Source organism: Burkholderia sp. AU28863 (genome assembly GCF_002223195.1).
Taxonomy (GTDB): domain Bacteria; phylum Pseudomonadota; class Gammaproteobacteria; order Burkholderiales; family Burkholderiaceae; genus Burkholderia; species Burkholderia sola.
On the sequence record NZ_NKFE01000004.1, the window covers coordinates 433,292 to 447,730 of the forward strand.

General features: G+C 68.7%; 16 protein-coding genes. 7 read left to right on the forward strand and 9 right to left on the reverse strand.

Annotated features, from left to right (window positions below; translation table 11 throughout):
- Position 1 precedes the first annotated feature (1 nt).
- The 6 genes from CFB81_RS13540 to pyk all read right to left on the reverse strand — a co-directional run bounded on the left by CFB81_RS13540 (position 2) and on the right by pyk (position 6,809).
- Entirely contained in the window at positions 2-1,030 is a 1,029-nt protein-coding gene (locus tag CFB81_RS13540; protein WP_089435569.1) for an L-threonylcarbamoyladenylate synthase, read from the reverse strand.
- Positions 1,031-1,041: 11 nt separating this feature from the next.
- Positions 1,042-2,238 carry a 5-(carboxyamino)imidazole ribonucleotide synthase gene (locus CFB81_RS13545; protein WP_089435570.1) on the reverse strand — a complete coding sequence of 399 codons (1,197 nt, stop codon included), beginning with the start codon at positions 2,236-2,238 and terminating at the stop codon, positions 1,042-1,044.
- A gap of 90 nt (positions 2,239-2,328) precedes the next feature.
- On the reverse strand, positions 2,329-2,850 hold the full coding sequence (gene purE, locus CFB81_RS13550) for a 5-(carboxyamino)imidazole ribonucleotide mutase (protein WP_089435571.1): 522 nt from the start codon (positions 2,848-2,850) through the stop codon (positions 2,329-2,331).
- Positions 2,851-2,866: 16 nt separating this feature from the next.
- Positions 2,867-3,757 carry a phosphoribosylaminoimidazolesuccinocarboxamide synthase gene (locus CFB81_RS13555; protein ID WP_027785305.1) on the reverse strand — a complete coding sequence of 297 codons (891 nt, stop codon included), beginning with the start codon at positions 3,755-3,757 and terminating at the stop codon, positions 2,867-2,869.
- Positions 3,758-3,990: 233 nt separating this feature from the next.
- A complete protein-coding gene (gene fba, locus CFB81_RS13560) occupies positions 3,991-5,055 on the reverse strand; it encodes a class II fructose-bisphosphate aldolase (protein ID WP_006481730.1) in 1,065 nt (354 codons plus the stop codon).
- A 317-nt stretch (positions 5,056-5,372) separates the two neighbouring features.
- Positions 5,373-6,809 carry a pyruvate kinase gene (gene pyk / locus CFB81_RS13565; RefSeq protein ID WP_089435572.1) on the reverse strand — a complete coding sequence of 479 codons (1,437 nt, stop codon included), beginning with the start codon at positions 6,807-6,809 and terminating at the stop codon, positions 5,373-5,375.
- Here pyk and CFB81_RS36540 point away from each other — a divergent pair.
- Complete coding sequence (locus CFB81_RS36540) at positions 6,808-6,936, forward strand: hypothetical protein (RefSeq protein ID WP_256975618.1); 129 nt, start codon at positions 6,808-6,810, stop codon at positions 6,934-6,936. The genes pyk and CFB81_RS36540 overlap by 2 nt on opposite strands.
- A 157-nt stretch (positions 6,937-7,093) precedes the next feature.
- Here CFB81_RS36540 and CFB81_RS13570 read toward each other — a convergent pair whose 3' ends face one another.
- The 3 genes from CFB81_RS13570 to CFB81_RS13580 all read right to left on the reverse strand — a co-directional run bounded on the left by CFB81_RS13570 (position 7,094) and on the right by CFB81_RS13580 (position 9,646).
- Positions 7,094-8,290 carry a phosphoglycerate kinase gene (locus CFB81_RS13570; protein WP_089435573.1) on the reverse strand — a complete coding sequence of 399 codons (1,197 nt, stop codon included), beginning with the start codon at positions 8,288-8,290 and terminating at the stop codon, positions 7,094-7,096.
- Positions 8,291-8,570: 280 nt separating this feature from the next.
- Positions 8,571-8,894: an AzlD domain-containing protein gene (locus CFB81_RS13575; protein ID WP_089435574.1), complete on the reverse strand. Its 324-nt coding sequence runs from the start codon at positions 8,892-8,894 to the stop codon at positions 8,571-8,573.
- Positions 8,891-9,646, reverse strand: a complete 756-nt coding sequence (locus CFB81_RS13580; protein ID WP_089435575.1) for an AzlC family ABC transporter permease — start codon at positions 9,644-9,646, stop codon at positions 8,891-8,893. Before CFB81_RS13580 ends, CFB81_RS13575 begins: the two co-directional genes overlap by 4 nt.
- A gap of 207 nt (positions 9,647-9,853) precedes the next feature.
- Between CFB81_RS13580 and CFB81_RS13585 the strand changes: the two genes are divergently transcribed.
- The 6 genes from CFB81_RS13585 (at position 9,854) to CFB81_RS13610 (ending at position 14,413) form a co-directional block, all read left to right on the forward strand.
- Positions 9,854-10,777 carry a branched-chain amino acid transaminase gene (locus tag CFB81_RS13585; RefSeq protein WP_089435576.1) on the forward strand — a complete coding sequence of 308 codons (924 nt, stop codon included), beginning with the start codon at positions 9,854-9,856 and terminating at the stop codon, positions 10,775-10,777.
- 50 nt (positions 10,778-10,827) lie between these two features.
- On the forward strand, positions 10,828-11,022 hold the full coding sequence (locus tag CFB81_RS13590) for a zinc-finger domain-containing protein (RefSeq protein ID WP_006482499.1): 195 nt from the start codon (positions 10,828-10,830) through the stop codon (positions 11,020-11,022).
- A 140-nt stretch (positions 11,023-11,162) separates the two neighbouring features.
- Positions 11,163-12,200, forward strand: a complete 1,038-nt coding sequence (gene waaF, locus CFB81_RS13595; RefSeq protein ID WP_027785312.1) for a lipopolysaccharide heptosyltransferase II — start codon at positions 11,163-11,165, stop codon at positions 12,198-12,200.
- A 115-nt stretch (positions 12,201-12,315) separates the two neighbouring features.
- Entirely contained in the window at positions 12,316-12,762 is a 447-nt protein-coding gene (locus tag CFB81_RS13600; protein WP_006477934.1) for a nuclear transport factor 2 family protein, read from the forward strand.
- A 33-nt stretch (positions 12,763-12,795) separates the two neighbouring features.
- A complete protein-coding gene (locus tag CFB81_RS13605) occupies positions 12,796-13,833 on the forward strand; it encodes a hydrolase (RefSeq protein ID WP_089435577.1) in 1,038 nt (345 codons plus the stop codon).
- Entirely contained in the window at positions 13,826-14,413 is a 588-nt protein-coding gene (locus CFB81_RS13610) for a DUF2946 family protein (protein ID WP_089435578.1), read from the forward strand. The genes CFB81_RS13605 and CFB81_RS13610 overlap by 8 nt, the downstream gene beginning before the upstream one ends.
- The last annotated feature ends 26 nt before the right edge of the window (positions 14,414-14,439 follow it).

Here is a 14,439-nt window from a genome sequence, read left to right on the forward strand (position 1 = left end):
GTCAGTCGCGCGCGTCGAACGCGGCCGCCGCGCGGCCGAGGCGATCGTTGACCGCGATCCATTCGACGGTCTCGGGCAGCTTCTCGACGAGGATGCGCGCGACCTGCGCGCGATCGAGCGCCCGCAGCATCCCGTACAGGTCGCGTGCATAGGCCTGCGGATCTTCCGGCGCCGCGACGAAATGCACGCCGTCGGCCTGCGCCCAGTGTCCTGCCCGCGACGCGCGGGCAACGAGCGCGACGCGCTCGCCGTCGGTTTGCGCGGCCGCGAGCAGCGGCTCGAGCGCGTCGAACGGCAGCAGCGCGAGCGGCGTGCGCGGCGCGTAATGCGCTTTCAGCGTGCCCGACGCGCGCGGCGCCGTCGCGTCGCTGCCGTCCGGCAGTTTCGGCGCGCGGCCGAGCACGTCGGCGATCTGTTGCGGCGTCACGTGGCCCGGGCGCAGCAGTGCCGGGAAACCGCGAGACAGGTCGAGAATCGTCGACTCGATGCCGACTTCGGATGCGCCGCCGTCGAGCACGTGCACGGTATCGCCGAATTCGTCGCGCACGTGCTGCGCGGTCGTCGGACTCACGTGGCCGAACCGGTTCGCGGACGGCGCGGCCACGCCGCCGTGGCCGCCGCGTCGCGCGCTGAACGCGGCCAGCAGCGCCTGCGCGACCGGATGCGACGGACAGCGCAGCCCGACCGAATCCTGCCCGCCGCTCACGGCATCCGGAATGCGCGCGTGGCGCTTCAGGATCAGCGTGAGCGGGCCGGGCCAGAATGCATCGATCAGCGCGTGCGCGTCGGCCGGTAGGTCGTCGGCCCAATAGCCCGGATCGCCGCCGGGCGGCAGATGCACGATCACCGGATGGTTCGCGGGCCGCCCCTTCGCCGCATAGATACGCGCGACGGCTTCGGGGTTCGCCGCGTCGCCGCCGAGCCCGTAGACGGTCTCGGTCGGAAACGCGACGAGCTGGCCTGCGTCGAGCAACGCGGCGGCCGCGTCGATCTGCGCGAGCGTCACGTGCTTCGGGAGATCGATGGACATCGGCCGGCGCCTCAGTCGAGCGGCACGCGCAGCAGTTGCGCGCACGCGGTGGCGGCGGCGACGGCTTCGTCGCGCGTCTCGGCCGTGAAGTTCACGTGGCCCATCTTGCGGCCGACGCGCGCTTCTTCCTTGCCGTACAGGTGCAGGTGCGCGGCCGGCATCGCGGCGACCGTGTCCCACGGCGGCGTGACGGCCTCGGCCGCCGCACCATCGGGAAACCACACGTCGCCGAGGATGTTCAGCATCGCGGCCGGCGAATGCTGGCGCGGGTTGCCGAGCGGCATGCGCGTCATCGCGCGCACCTGCTGCTCGAACTGGCTCGTTGCGCACGCATCGACCGTGTAGTGGCCGGAGTTGTGCGGGCGCGGCGCCATTTCGTTCGCGACGAACGAGCCGTCCTCCAGCACGAAGAATTCGACGCACAGCACGCCGACGTAGCCGAGCGTATCGGCGATCCGCACGGCCGCCTGCTGCGCCTCCTCGACGCGCGCGGCATCGGCGGCCGGCGCCGGCACGACCGTCAGCGCGAGGATGCCGTTGTGATGCACGTTCTGCGCGAGCGGGAACGCGGCCGAGCGGCCATCGGCGCCGCGCGCGATCAGCGCGGACACTTCGTATTTCAGCGGCAGGCGCTTCTCCAGCACGCACGGCACGCCGCCGAGCGCGGCATGCGCGTCGCGCGCTTCCTGCGCGGTGGCGACACGCACCTGCCCCTTGCCGTCGTACCCAAGGCGGGCCGTCTTCAGGATGCCCGGCAGCACCGCGGTGAGCGCCGCATCGTCGAGCGCGGCGAGCGCCGCCGCCGATTCGATCACGACGTGCGGCGCGACCGGCACGCCCGACGCCTCGATGAACCGCTTCTCCGCGATGCGATCCTGCGCGACCGCGACGCAGCGGCCGGCCGGTGCGACGAACGTCGTGCGCGCGAGGAAATCGAGACTCGCGGCCGGCACGTTCTCGAACTCCGTCGATACGGCGTCGCACAGGTCCGCCAGTTCGGCGAGTGCGGCTTCGTCGTCGTACGCCGCGCGCAGGTGGCGATCGGCGACCGCGCCGGCGGGGCTCGTCGGATCGGGATCGAGCACGGCGACGCGGTAGCCCATCGACTGGGCGGCAAAGCAGAACATGCGGCCGAGCTGGCCGCCGCCGACCATGCCCAGCCACGCGCCGGGCAGGATCGGGGAAACGGAATCAGGAGTTGCGGTCATGTCAGTGGTCGGTCGCGGCGGAACGCGGAAATGCCCGCCGCAGTAGGAAAATCCGGCGCCGGCCGCCTCGTGCGGCCGCGCGCCACGCCGTCATTCCAGCGGCGGCAGCACCATCGCGTGCGCGGCCTCGTTCTGGCGCACGCGGAACGCGGCGAGCCGGTTCGCGTAGTCGACCGAGTTGCCGGACAGGATCGACACCGCGAACAGCGCGGCATTCGCGGCGCCGGCCTCGCCGATCGCGAACGTCGCGACCGGCACGCCCTTCGGCATCTGCACGATCGAGTGCAGCGAATCGACGCCCTTCAGGTACTTGCTCGCGACCGGCACGCCCAGCACGGGCACCGTGGTCTTCGCGGCCAGCATGCCGGGAAGGTGCGCGGCGCCGCCGGCGCCCGCGATGATCGCGCGCAGCCCGCGCTCGCGCGCCTTCTCCGCATAGTCGAACATCTCGTCGGGCATCCGGTGCGCGGACACGACCTTCGCCTCGTACGGCACGCCGAATTCCTGCAGGATGGCGACCGCATGCTTCATCACGTCCCAGTCGGAACTCGAGCCCATCAGCACGCCGATGAGCGGCGCGCCGTGCGTGTGGGCGGTCTGGACTTCACTCATTTCTTATCTTCCTCGATCAGGCAAGCGACTGGCCCGTGATGCGCTCGAGCGCTTCCTGGTACTTCGCGGCCGTCTTCTCGACGACGTCGGCCGGCAGCGCCGGCGCCGGCGCCGTCTTGCCCCACGGCTGCGCCTCGAGCCAGTCGCGCACGAACTGCTTGTCGAACGACGGCGGGTTCGTGCCCACTTCGTACTGGTCGGCCGGCCAGAAGCGCGACGAATCGGCGGTCAGCACTTCGTCCATCAGGTACAGCTTGCCGTGGTTGTCGAGGCCGAATTCGAACTTCGTGTCGGCGATGATGATCCCGCGCGTCGCCGCGTAGTCGGCCGCTTCCTTGTACAGGCGGATCGAGATGTCGCGGATCGTCGCGGCCAGCTCGGTGCCGATGCGGCGCTCGGTTTCCTCGAACGTGATGTTCTCGTCGTGCTCGCCCATCTCGGCCTTCGCGGCCGGCGTGAAGATCGGCTCGGGCAGCTTCTGTGCGTTCTGCAGGCCTTCGGGCAGTTGCACGCCGCACACGGCGCCCGACGCCTGGTATTCCTTCCAGCCGCTGCCGGCCAGGTAGCCGCGCACGACCGCTTCGATCATGATCGGCTCGAGGCGCTTGACGACCACGCCGCGGCCCTTCACCTGCTCGACCTCGTCGGCCGCGACGACCGCTTCCGGCGCGTCGCCCGTCAGGTGGTTCGGCACGATGTGCGCGAGCTTGTCGAACCAGAAGTTCGCCATCTGGTTCAGCACGCGGCCCTTGTTCGGAATCGGCTCGCCCATCACCACGTCGAAAGCCGACAGGCGATCGGTCGTGACGATCAGGAGCTTGTCGTTGCCGACCGCGTAGTTGTCGCGAACCTTGCCGCGACCGAGAAGCGGCAGCGAGCGGAGCGTGGATTCGTAAAGGGTAGACATCGTCTTTTCGCAGATAAGGAGCCAAACAAAAAGGGAAACGCCGTTCCCCGCGGCAGGCGGGAACGGCGGTCTTGCAATACGTCGGCGAACCGGCGGGCGCAACGCCCGGGCGGCTGCCGGCCGGCCCTCGTTCGGCCGGACGGAACGGCTGCCGGGGCCGGATCGGATCCGGCCAACCGGGCGGCCAGCCCGTGCCCGGCGGCAGAACCGGGCGGGGCAATCGTACTACAGTCTCAGCGCACGACCTGCGCGAGCGCGCCGGACTTGTACTGTTCGGCGATCTTGTCGAGCGACACCGGCTTGATCTTGCCGGCCTGGCCTTCGCAGCCGAACGCGAGGTAACGGTCGACGCACACCTTCTTCGCGGCTTCGCGCGCGGGCTTCAGGTAGTCGCGCGGATCGAACTTGCCCGGGTTCTCGAACAGGTAGCGGCGGATCGCGCCGGTGATCGCGAGACGCAGGTCGGTGTCGATGTTGATCTTGCGCACGCCGTGCTTGATGCCTTCCTGGATTTCCTCGACCGGCACGCCGTAGGTTTCCTTCATGTCGCCGCCGAATTCGCGGATCTCGGCCAGCAGTTCCTGCGGCACCGACGACGAACCGTGCATCACCAGGTGCGTGTTCGGAATGCGTGCGTGAATTTCCTTGATGCGCTGGATCGACAGGATGTCGCCCGTCGGCTTCTTCGAGAACTTGTACGCGCCGTGCGACGTGCCGATCGCGATCGCGAGCGCGTCGCACTGCGTGAGCTTCACGAAGTCGGCAGCCTGCTCCGGATCGGTCAGCAGCTGCTCGCGGGTCATCGTGCCTTCCGCGCCGTGGCCGTCTTCCTTGTCGCCCTTCATCGTCTCGAGCGAGCCGAGCACGCCGAGTTCGGCTTCGACCGTCACGCCGATCGAGTGCGCCATCTCGACGACCTTGCGCGACACGTCGACGTTGTATTCGTAGGAGGCGACCGTCTTGCCGTCGGCTTCCAGCGAACCGTCCATCATCACGCTCGTGAAGCCGCTGCGAATCGCTGCCGTGCAGACCGCCGGCGACTGGCCGTGATCCTGGTGCATCACGACCGGGATATGCGGATACGATTCGACCGCCGCTTCGATCAGGTGGCGCAGGAACGGCTCGCCCGCATACTTACGCGCGCCGGCCGATGCCTGCATGATCACGGGCGCGCCGACCTGATCCGCCGCCGCCATGATCGCCTGGACCTGCTCCAGGTTGTTCACGTTGAAGGCCGGCAGGCCGTAACCGTGCTCTGCCGCGTGGTCCAGCAATTGACGCATTGATACGAGAGGCATTGTGGAACTCCTTGGAATGAAAACCGGTGCGCCCTGACGCCGGCGCGGCGCTCGCTCCCCTCTGAACCGGGACGGCGCGGCGCGGCTGAGCGTCGAATAGCCGCATTTTATCGCGAAGCGCCTCCGATTCCGACCGCTGGGTGGCGCCCGCTCGCAATTTGTTACGTTCGCACGGCACAATCCGGCCAAAAAGGAGAAAAAAAGCCGCGCGGGGCTTCGGACCCCGCGCGGCGCTTGCGCAAAAAACAGTGCCGGATCGATTCCGGCCGATCCGGGCCGCCGGCCCGCGGGCCGGTTCGATACGGCTCAGCCGGCGCTCAATAGTGCTCGCCGACCCTCACGATCTTCAGCGTGTTGGTGCCGCCCGCCTGCCCCATCGGCTCGCCGACGGTCAGCACGACCATGTCGCCGTGCTGCACGTAGCCCTGCTTGACGACGATCTCCAGCGCCGCCTGCAGCGCCGAATCGCGGTCGCTGTTGAAGTCGACGTGCAGCGGCGTCACGTTGCGGTACAGCGCCATCGTGCGCTCGCTGCCGACGCGCGGCGTCAGCGCGAAGATCGGCACGTGCGTGTAGTGACGCGACATCCACAGCGCGGTCGCGCCCGATTCGGTCAGCGCGATGATCGCCTTCGCGCCGAGGTGGTACGCGGTGAACAGCGCGCCCATCGCGATCGACTGGTCGATCCGCGTGAACGTGCGGTCGAGGAAATCCTTGTCCAACTCGACTTCTTCCGATTTTTCCGCCTCGACGCACACGGCCGCCATCGTCTCGATCGTGACGACCGGGTACTTGCCGGCGGCCGTCTCGGCCGACAGCATCACCGCGTCGGTGCCGTCGAGCACCGCGTTCGCGACGTCCGACACTTCCGCGCGGGTCGGCACGGGCGCGTAGATCATCGATTCCATCATCTGCGTCGCGGTGATCACGAGCTTGTTCGACTCGCGCGCCATCCGGATCATCCGCTTCTGCAGCGCCGGCACGGCCGCGTTGCCCACTTCGACCGCGAGGTCGCCGCGCGCGACCATGATGCCGTCGGACGCGTCGAGGATGCTCTGCAGCGCCGGAATCGCCTCCGCGCGCTCGATCTTCGCGATCATCTTCGGCTTGATGCCGTATGGCGCGCCCGCGATGTTCGCGAGCTGGCGCGCCATTTCCATGTCGGTCGCATTCTTCGGGAACGACACCGCGACGAGGTCCGCGCCGAGCGACATCGCGGTGCGGATGTCTTCCATGTCCTTCGCGGTCAGCGCCGGCGCCGACAGGCCGCCGCCCTGGCGGTTGATCCCCTTGTTGTTCGACAGCTCGCCGCCCACCTTGACGATCGTGTGGATCTCGTCGCCGAGCACGCGCTCGACGGTCAGCACGATCAGGCCGTCGTTCAGCAGCAGCAGGTCGCCCGGCTTCAGATCGCGCGGCAGTTCCTTGTAGTCGAGACCGACGCGCTCGTCGTTGCCGAGTTCGCAGCCCGCATCGAGGATGAACGGCTGCCCCGGCGCGAGCGTCGTCTTGCCGTTCTCGAACTTGCCGACGCGGATCTTCGGACCCTGGAGGTCGGCCATGATCGCGATCTCGCGGCCGACCTTGCGGGCGGCCTCGCGCACCATTTCGGCGCGCTGGCGGTGATCGTCGGCCGTGCCGTGCGAAAAATTGAGCCGCACGACGTCGAGGCCCGCCTGCATCATCTGCAGCAGAATCTCCGGCGAACTGGATGCCGGGCCGATCGTGGCGACTATCTTGGTGGCGCGCTGCATGAAACTCCTCATCTGGATCAAGGTGGATGCGCTGGGTGAAACGCTGCGAGAGCCGGAACCGGCAGGCCCAGCGGCCGCCGTTCCGGGGGGCGTGCCGGTGCTGGCGCCCGGCATCGCTTTGTTCTGAATCTCGTGGTGCTGCACGGCCGCGTCGCCGGCGGCCGCCGGTGCGCGCGGGGCGGTGTTCGCCCGCGCGGGCGCGCGTGTGCGCTTGCCCGCGCCGGCCGGCTGCTCCGCTTTCGCGGAGCGCGCGGCCTTCGTCACCCCTGCGCGCGCCGCCACGCTCAGGCCGCCCGCGTTTCGAGCACTTCCACCGCCGGCAGCTTCTTCCCTTCGAGGAACTCGAGGAAGGCGCCGCCGCCCGTCGAGATGTAGCTGACCTGGTCGTGGATGCCGTACTTCGCGATGGCCGCGAGCGTGTCGCCGCCGCCCGCGATCGAGAACGCGGACGATTTGGCGATCGCTTCGGCGAGCGTCTTGGTGCCGTTGCCGAACTGGTCGAACTCGAACACGCCGACCGGGCCGTTCCACACGATCGTGCCGGCCTTCTCGAGCTGGCTGGCGAGCGCCCTGGCCGTATCGGGGCCGATGTCGAGGATCATGTCGTCCGCTTCGATGTCGGCGACCTGCTTCACCGTGGCCGCGGCCGTCGGCGAGAATTCCTTGGCGGTGACGACGTCGGTCGGGATCGGCACCGATGCGCCGCGCTCGCGCGCTTCGTCGATGATCGCCTTCGCCTCGGCGACGAGATCGGCTTCCGCGAGCGACTTGCCGATCGACAGGCCGGCCGCGAGCATGAACGTGTTCGCGATGCCGCCGCCGACGATCAGCTGGTCGACCTTGCCGGCCAGCGACTTCAGGATGGTCAGCTTGGTCGACACCTTCGAGCCGGCGACGATCGCCACCAGCGGGCGCGCCGGGTTGCCGAGCGCCTTGCCGAGCGCGTCGAGCTCGGCGGCCAGCAGCGGGCCCGCGCACGCGACCGGCGCGTACTTGGCGATCCCGTGGGTGGTCGCTTCCGCGCGGTGCGCGGTGCCGAACGCGTCGTTCACGTACACGTCGCAGAGCTTCGCCATCTTCTGCGCGAGCTCGTCCGAATTCTTCTTCTCGCCCTTGTTCACGCGGCAGTTCTCGAGCAGCACGACCTGGCCCGGCGCGACGTTCACGCCGTTCTCGACCCAGTTCGACACGAGCGGCACGTCGCGGCCGAGCAGTTCGGCGAGACGCTTCGCGACCGGCGCGAGCGAGTCTTCCGGCTTGAATTCGCCTTCGGTCGGACGGCCGAGGTGCGACGTGACCATCACGGCCGCGCCGGCGTCGAGCGCGGCCTGGATGGCCGGCACGGACGCACGCACGCGCGTGTCCTCGGTGATGTTGCCCTGGTCGTCCTGCGGGACGTTCAGGTCGGCGCGGATGAACACCCGCTTGCCGGCGAGCTGGCCGGCGGCGATCAGGTCGGTAAGACGCTTGACTTGGCTCATGTTGAACAGATTGAAGTAGTGGATGGGGAAAGGGGGTTCACGCTGGACGTGCGCGGGCTGCCGCGAAAGGGCGCCGGATGCGGCCGTGGCTGGCGGTTCGCAAGACGCGCACGGGTAAAAAATCTCGAACGGGCATTCTAGCCGATCCATCCGGCAGACTGACCCGTGCGGCGGCGAATTCCGCCTATTTGGGATCGCGCGCCGCAACCGAAGCCTTGCCGCATTGCAGCAATCCGCAGACGCAGGCGGGCAGCGCCCGGCAAGCCGGAACGGCGGCGCATCAGAAGATCAGGCGCAGCGCGGTGAACACGAGCATGCCGACGACGATCGTGCCGAGCATGCTGCGTCGCCACAAAAACCAGCCGAGGCCGGCGAGCGCCGCGTAGAACGGATGATTGGACAGCCCGAACGACAGCCCGGCCGGCGTTTCGAGCACGTCGGGCAGCACGACGGCGACCAGCGCGGCGGCCGGCGCGTAGCGCAGCGCGCGCTGCACGCGTTCGGGCAGCACGGTGCGCTCGCCGCCGATCAGGAACAGCGCGCGCGTGACGGCCGTGACGATCGTCATCCCGACGATGACGATCCAGATCTCGGTCGCGCTCATTCGATGTCCTTTTCGTGCACGGTTTCGGTCCGGATGCGCCGCCAGTCGGCGCGCTCGACGAAGAAATCGGCCGCGCAGCCGGCCGCGAGCGCGGCCAGCACCGCGATCGGCAGCGCGAGCCGGTACGGCAGGTCGAACGCGATCAGCGACACGATGGCCGCGACCGCGACGGCCGCGAGCGTCGAGCGGTTCGCGACCGCCGACACCATGATCGGGATCAGCGCGAGCGTGCCGGCCAGCTCCAGCCCCCAGCTCGCGGGAAAGACGCTCGCGAGCAGGATGCCGGCGAGCGACGACACCTGCCACGACGCCCAGCTCGCGAGCGCCATCCCCCAGAAATAGGCTTCCTTGCCCGGCACGCGGCCGTACGCGAAGCCCTGTTTCTGGAACAGCAGATAGATCACGTCGCCGTTGAAATAGCCGATCGCGAGGCGCCGCCACAGCGGCAGGTAGGAAAAATGGGGCGCGAGCCCGGCGCTGAAGATCACGAAGCGCAGGTTGACCATCGCGGCCGTGAGCAGCACGGTCCAGATCGGCAGCTTCGCCGCGAGGAGCGGCAGCACCGCGAGCTGCGACGAGCCCGCGTAGACGAACAGCGACATCGCGCTCGCCTGCCCGAGCGTCATCACGGATTTGCTCATCGCGATGCCGGTGACGAGCCCCCAGGACAGGATCGCCATCAGTGTCGGGGAATAGTCGCGCGCGCCCTGGATCAGCGCGAAGCGGTCGGTGGCGGACAATCGAGCGAGCATCGGAAAGCGGGCCGCGGCGGGCGGTTCGTCGGGCCGCCGGCGCCTCCTGCCGGTGCGACCCATCGTTATTGGAATCGGTACCGGACGATTATAGCGCCGGCCCCGTGCCACCCGACCGGATCGTCCCCAAATGACGCTAAAATAAGCGTCTTTCCGGTTCAACGCTGCACACCACCCGCAGCACATCACCGCTTCCAGGAGAATCCTATGTCAATGGCCGACCGCGACGGCAAGATCTGGATGGACGGCAAGCTGATCGACTGGCGCGACGCCAAGATCCACGTCCTGACCCACACGCTGCACTACGGCATGGGCGTCTTCGAGGGCGTGCGCGCGTACAAGACGGCCGACGGCGGCACCGCGATCTTCCGCCTGCGCGAGCACACCAAACGTCTGCTGAATTCGGCGAAGATCTTCCAGATGGACGTGCCGTTCGACCGCGAAACGCTCGAAGCCGCGCAACTCGCGGTCGTGCGCGAGAACCACCTCGAGTCGTGCTACCTGCGCCCGATCATCTGGGTCGGCTCGGAAAAGCTCGGCGTGGCCGCGAAGGGCAATACCATCCATGTCGCGATCGCCGCGTGGCCGTGGGGCGCGTACCTCGGCGAGGACGGCCTCGCGAAGGGCATCCGCGTGAAGACGTCGTCGTTCACGCGCCACCACGTGAACGTGTCGATGGTGCGGGCGAAGGCGTCGGGCTGGTACGTGAACTCGATCCTCGCGAACCAGGAAGCGACGGCCGACGGCTACGACGAAGCGCTGCTGCTCGACGTCGACGGCTACGTGTCCGAAGGCTCCGGCGAGAATTTCTTCCTCGTGAACAACGGCAAGCTGTACACGCCCGACCTGTCGTCGTGCCTCGACGGCATCACGCGCGACACGGTCATCACGCTCGCGAAGGACGCCGGCATCGACGTCATCGAGAAGCGCATCACGCGCGACGAGGTCTACACGGCCGACGAAGCGTTCTTCACCGGCACGGCCGCCGAGGTCACGCCGATCCGCGAACTCGACAACCGCACGATCGGCAGCGGCGCGCGCGGCCCCGTCACGGAAAAGCTCCAGTCGGCGTTTTTCGATATCGTGTCGGGCAAGAACGCGAAGTACGCGCACTGGCTGACGAAGGTCTGAGCGCGCCGCGCCACCGACCGCCCCACACAAGAGTGATAAGAGAAAGTCTCATGAGCGAAATCAAGGAAATGCCGCTGGTCGAGCTGACGGCCAAGGATCTTCCCGCCTACTGCCCGAACCCGGCCATGACGCGCTGGAATGCGCACCCGCGCGTCTTCATCGACGTATCGCACGGCGAGGCGCGCTGCCCGTACTGCGGCACGCGCTACAAGCTGCGCGACGGCGAGGTCGTCAAGGGCCACTGAGCCCCGGTGGCCGGGCCCGTGGGCCCGCCGACCCGCAAGGCGGCGCAGCCGGAAATCCGGCGCGCCGCCCTTCCCCATTATGGCAACCCGAACGCGGCGCCCGTGCGCCGTGCTTCATTACGACATCGGAAGTCGACCTGATGCGTCGAGCGCTGGTTATCGCACCGAACTGGATCGGTGACGCATTGATGGCGCAGCCGCTTTTTGCGCTGCTGAAAAAGCTCCATCCCCGCATCGCGATCGATGCCGTCGCACCCTCCTGGGTCGCGCCCGTGCTCGAGCGGATGCCCGAGATCCACGATGTCTACGCGACCGATCTCGCGCACGGCAAGCTGCAGCTGCTGCGCCGCTGGCAGCTCGCGAGCGACCTGCGCGACGTCGGCTACGACGCGGCGTACGTGCTGCCGAATTCGCTGAAATCCGCGGTGATCCCGTGGCTCGCGAACATCCCGCTGCGGATCGGCTATACGGGCGAGCACCGCTACGGGCTGTTGAACGTGCGGCACGCGAACCCGACCAAGTCGGGCGAGCGGCCGCCGATGACGACCCACTACGCGGCGCTCGCGTACGCGCCGGGCGCGAAGCTGCCCGAGTCGATGAAGACGCTGCCCGCGCCGCGCCTGGATGCCGACCTGAACGAGACGGCGCGCGTGTCCGCACGTTTCAATCTCGATACGCGCAAGCCGCTCGTCGTGTTCTGCCCCGGCGCCGAATACGGCCCGGCCAAGCGCTGGCCGCCCGAGCACTTCGCGTCGCTCGCGACCATCGTCCACCAGTCGTTCCCGTATACGCAGATCGTCGCGCTCGGCTCGCAGAAGGATGCGGCGGCCGCGCAGGCGATCGCCGACCACGCGCCGAACGTGCGCAACCTGTGCGGGCAGACGTCGTTGTCCGAGGCGTGCGCGCTGATCGCGCGCGCGAACGCGGTCGTCACCAACGATTCGGGGCTGATGCACGTCGCCGCCGCGTTGCGCCGGCCGCTCGTCGCGTTGTACGGATCGACCGATCCGCGCCACACCCCTCCGCTGTCGGATCTGGCGAAGGTACAATGGTTACATCTCGAATGCAGTCCCTGCTTCGAACGCGAGTGCCCGCTCGGCCACCTGAAGTGCCTGCGCGAACTCGGTCCCGAGCAGGTATTCGGCGATTTGCGCGGCATGCTCGTCGGGCAGCGCTGACCCTGACCGGCAGCGTCGCACGGCGCGCCGGGCAATCCGATTCACCGGTGTACGGCGGCTCGATCCGGGCCGCCGTGCTGAATACGGCGCGCGATGCGCGCGAGAGACAACCCCGATGCCACGTTTTGCCCGCCTGTTCGAAGCTGCTGCCGATACGCTGAACGCCTACTACCAGGCCGTCGCGGATGCCAATCTCGACGCGCTGCTGGCGCTGTGGATCGACGAGGATTTCGCCAGCTGCGTCTGGGCGGACGGCGAGCATCTGCACGGCCTCGACCAGATCCGCGGCGGGCTCGCCAACCGGCTCGCGACGCGCCCGGTCACGATCGAGCCGCTCGACATCCGCGTGTACGACAGCCTCGGCACGGTCGTCTATACGATCGCCGAAGCGCATCAGCAGGCCGACCTGACGGCCGAACCCGACATGGTTTTCGCGACGTACGTGATGATCCACGAACGTGGCGAATGGCGCATCGCGCACATCCACGCGAGCCCGATTCCTGAACAAGCGGCCGGACAATTCGCCGCGAAGATCCGTCACGGGCAGGGTCCGCTGCACTGACGAAAAACGAAGCAACGCATTAGCGGGGCGATCATGAGTACGGCTTCTCCGCCCACCTCGCCGCTGACCGGGCCCCCGGCCCCCGACGACGATTCATTGCGCTATCGCGCACCGCGCTGGCTGCCGAACAGCCATGTGCAAACCATCGTGCCCGCGCTGTTCGCGCGGCGTCCGGTTGTCGCTTATCGGCGAGAGCGATGGGAAACCCCCGACCACGACTTCATCGACCTCGACTGGGTCGCGCACCTCGACAGCGCGGCGCCAGCGCCCGACGCGCCGCTGTTCGTGCTGTTCCACGGCCTCGAAGGCAGCTCCGGCTCGCATTACGCGCTCGCGATGATGGCCACCGCGCGCGCGAACGGGTGGCACGCGGTCGTCCCGCACTTCCGCAGTTGCAGCGGCGAGATCAACCGCCAGCCGCGCTTCTACCATCTCGCCGACAGCGCCGAGGTCGACTGGATCCTGCGCCGGCTCGCCGCGCAGCACCGCGGGCCGCTGGTCGTGGCCGGCGTGTCGCTCGGCGGCAACGTGCTGCTGCGCTGGCTCGGCGAGCATCGCAGCGACACGTCGATCGTGCGCGCCGCCGCCGCGATCTCGACGCCGATCGACGTGCACGCCGGCGGCCGCGCGCTGTCGCAGGGGTTCGCGATGGTCTACACGCGCAGCTTCCTGAAGACACTCAAGCGCAAGGCGCTCGCCAAGCTCGACCAGTATCCGGGGCTGTTCGACCGCGAAGCGATGCTGCAGGCCGTGACGATGCGTGACTTCGACGAGGTCGTGACCGCGCCGCTGCACGGTTTCGCGAACGCGGACGACTACTGGACGAAGGCGACCACGCGGCCGCTGCTGCCCGCGATCGACGTGCCGACGCTGATCCTCAACGCCCGCAACGACCCGTTCCTGCCCGAATCGGCGCTGCCGGGCCCGGCCGACGTGTCGCCGGCCGTCGAGCTCGACCAGCCCGCGCATGGCGGCCATGCGGGCTTCATGACCGGGCCGTTCCCCGGCCGCCTCGACTGGCTGTCGGCGCGGGTGTTCGGCTATTGCTCGAAATTCGTCGACCATGGATGACATCGTCAGGCAAGCGCTCGCCAAATGGCCGAACGTGCCGCATTGCACCGGCTGGCTGCTGCTCGACCGGCGCGGCGCATGGCGGCTGCGCGACGACGCCGCGCAGGCGGCCGGCGAACTCGGTTCGCCGATCCGGCATGCGGCGCTGAACGCGTTCATCGGCCGCAACTACGCGTGCGACGCGCAGGGCCAGTGGTTCTTCCAGAACGGGCCGCAGCGCGTGTACGTCGAACTCGCCTATACGCCGTGGGTCGTGCGGCTCGCCGAGCATGACGGACAGCTTGCGCTCACCGACCAGACGGGTGCCCCGTTCGAACCGGATGCAGCGTGGCTCGACGACGGCGGCGGCGTGCTGTTTCGCGATGCCGGCACACCCGCGCGCATCGCGGCGCTGCACGATCACGACCTCGGGCTGTTCGCCGATCACGCGGATTTCGATGCCGAGCCGCCGGTGCTGCGCTGGCGCGACGGCCGTACGCTGCGGCTCGGCCGCATCGCGTGCGCTGACGTACCGGCGCGGTTCGGCTACGTCGCCAGCCCGGCGCGCCACGCGCGCGACGCCGCCGACAGCGGCCAGTGAGCCGCGGCGGCGGCGGCCGCGCTCGC